This is a genomic window from Pseudonocardia pini, assembly GCF_013870575.1.
In the GTDB taxonomy this organism is placed as follows: domain Bacteria; phylum Actinomycetota; class Actinomycetes; order Mycobacteriales; family Pseudonocardiaceae; genus Pseudonocardia; species Pseudonocardia pini.
In genome coordinates this window covers 1-2006 of sequence record NZ_JACBXB010000900.1, presented here as the reverse complement: position 1 = coordinate 2006, position 2006 = coordinate 1, and the positions used below count along the sequence as shown (strand labels likewise).

Genomic DNA, 2006 nt, shown 5'->3' with positions numbered 1-2006 from the left:
GTCGGGGCGGGCGGCGCGGGCGGGGTCGCCGGTGCGGGTGTCTGCTCCGCCGCGGGCGACCGGAACGCCGAGGGCTCCAGCTTCTTGTGCGTGGGCGTCCCGCCCTCGAAGCCGGCGGCGATGACCGTGATGCGCACCTCGTCGCCGAGGGAGTCGTCGATCACCGTGCCGAAGATGATGTTCGCCTCGGGGTGCGCCGCCTCCTGGACCAGCGACGCGGCCTCGTTGATCTCGAACAGGCCGAGGTCCGAGCCGCCCGCGATCGACAGCAGCACGCCCTGCGCGCCGTCCATCGACGCCTCGAGCAGCGGCGAGTTGATCGCCGACCCGGCCGCCTGCACCGCGCGCCCCTCACCGCGCGCCGACCCTATTCCCATCAACGCCGACCCCGCCCCGGACATCACCGACTTGACGTCCGCGAAGTCCAGGTTGATCAGGCCGGGCGTGGTGATCAGGTTCGTGATGCCCTGCACACCGGAGAGGAGCACCTCGTCCGCCGAGCGGAAGGCGTCCATCAGCGAGACGCCGACGTCGCCGAGCTGCAGCAGCCGGTCGTTCGGGATGACGATCAGGGTGTCGCACTCGTTGCGCAGCTGCGTGATCCCGTCCTCCGCCTGGCCCGCACGGCGGCGGCCCTCGAAGGTGAAGGGCCGGGTGACGACGCCTATGGTCAGCGCGCCCAGCTTCCGGGCGATCGAGGCGACGACGGGGGCACCGCCGGTGCCCGTGCCACCGCCCTCACCGGCGGTCACGAAGACCATGTCGGCCCCCTTGAGGACCTCCTCGATCTCCTCGCGGTGGTCCTCGGCGGCCTTGCGGCCCACGTCGGGGTTCGCGCCCGCGCCGAGGCCGCGGGTCAGCTCGCGGCCGATGTCCAGCTTCACGTCGGCGTCGGACATCAGGAGGGCCTGCGCGTCGGTGTTCACCGCGATGAACTCGACGCCCTTGAGGCCCACCTCGATCATCCGGTTGACGGCGTTGACGCCGCCGCCTCCGATGCCGACCACCTTGATCACGGCGAGGTAGTTGTGCGGGGGCGTCATGCGCGGCACCTCTCGGTTTGGATCGGGTCTCCGGTCAGCTCCGTCCAGCAGGGTCTGTCCGGGCCGTTCGCGCTCGAACGCTAGGTCCGTATGCAGGCCCGGTCCAGCAGGCGCGCCGCGCGTCGGCAACACCTCGATGGGGTGGAGTCGGGTCCCGTGACCCTACCGTGACCAGCTGTTCATGCCTCCTGACGGCCAGTGACCGGCTGGGCCGTCCGGCGTAGTCGATCTCTCAGCGAGTGACGGTCGGGAGGTCCGGGCTCGAGACGTCGTAGACCGTACCGTCCTGGGTGAGCAGCGGGACCAGGACGGCGATCTTCTGCGCCGCGCGGTCGGTCGAGCCGAAGCGCACCTGCCGGTCCCCCATCCCCAGCCGGACGGTCGGCTCGGTGGCCGGGCTGTCGACGTCGATCGTGGTCACCCGGGCCCGGAGGTCCGGCGGCAGCGAGGACAGGACCTCGAGCGCGGCGCGGGTGGCCGTGTCGTCGGGTCCGACGGCGCCGAACCCCAGCATCGGCAGCGGCGGCGGGACCTCGGGGGCCTTCAGGTAGGCGACGCCGGCGGCGTCGACCAGCGTGACCCCCTCCGGCGTCCGGGCCAGCGCGACCGCGGTGCGCTCGGTGACCTCGATCGCCACCGTGTGCGGCCAGCCGCGGCTCACCTGGACCGAGCCGATCCCGGGCAGCCGGGCGACGCGCTGGGCGATCGCCCGGGTGTCGACGGTCGCCAGCGGCACCCCCGTCTCGACGGCGGCGGCGGACACGACGGCGTCCTGCGGGACGGTCAGCGCACCGGTCACCTCGACCTGCTCCACCTCGGCGATCCCGGTGTAGAGCAGGACCGCCCAGAACCCGCCGCCGAGCGCCGCGAGGACCGCCAGCACCACCACGGCGAGGGCGATCCGGCGGCGAGGCGGGCAGCATCCTCAACCCCGCCATGGACCGGCCCGAGGTGCTCGAGAAC

The 2006-nt window shown here is 72.8% G+C and carries 2 protein-coding genes; both read right to left on the bottom strand.

What is annotated here, in order from left to right; all coding sequences use genetic code 11:
* On the bottom strand, nt 1-1043 hold a 1043-nt coding region (gene ftsZ / locus H5J29_RS30555), incomplete at its 3' end, for a cell division protein FtsZ (protein WP_246394497.1).
* Between the two features lie 232 nt (nt 1044-1275).
* Complete coding sequence (locus H5J29_RS30550) at nt 1276-1932, bottom strand: cell division protein FtsQ/DivIB (protein WP_181784416.1); 657 nt, start codon at nt 1930-1932, stop codon at nt 1276-1278.
* Nucleotides 1933-2006 lie beyond the last annotated feature (74 nt).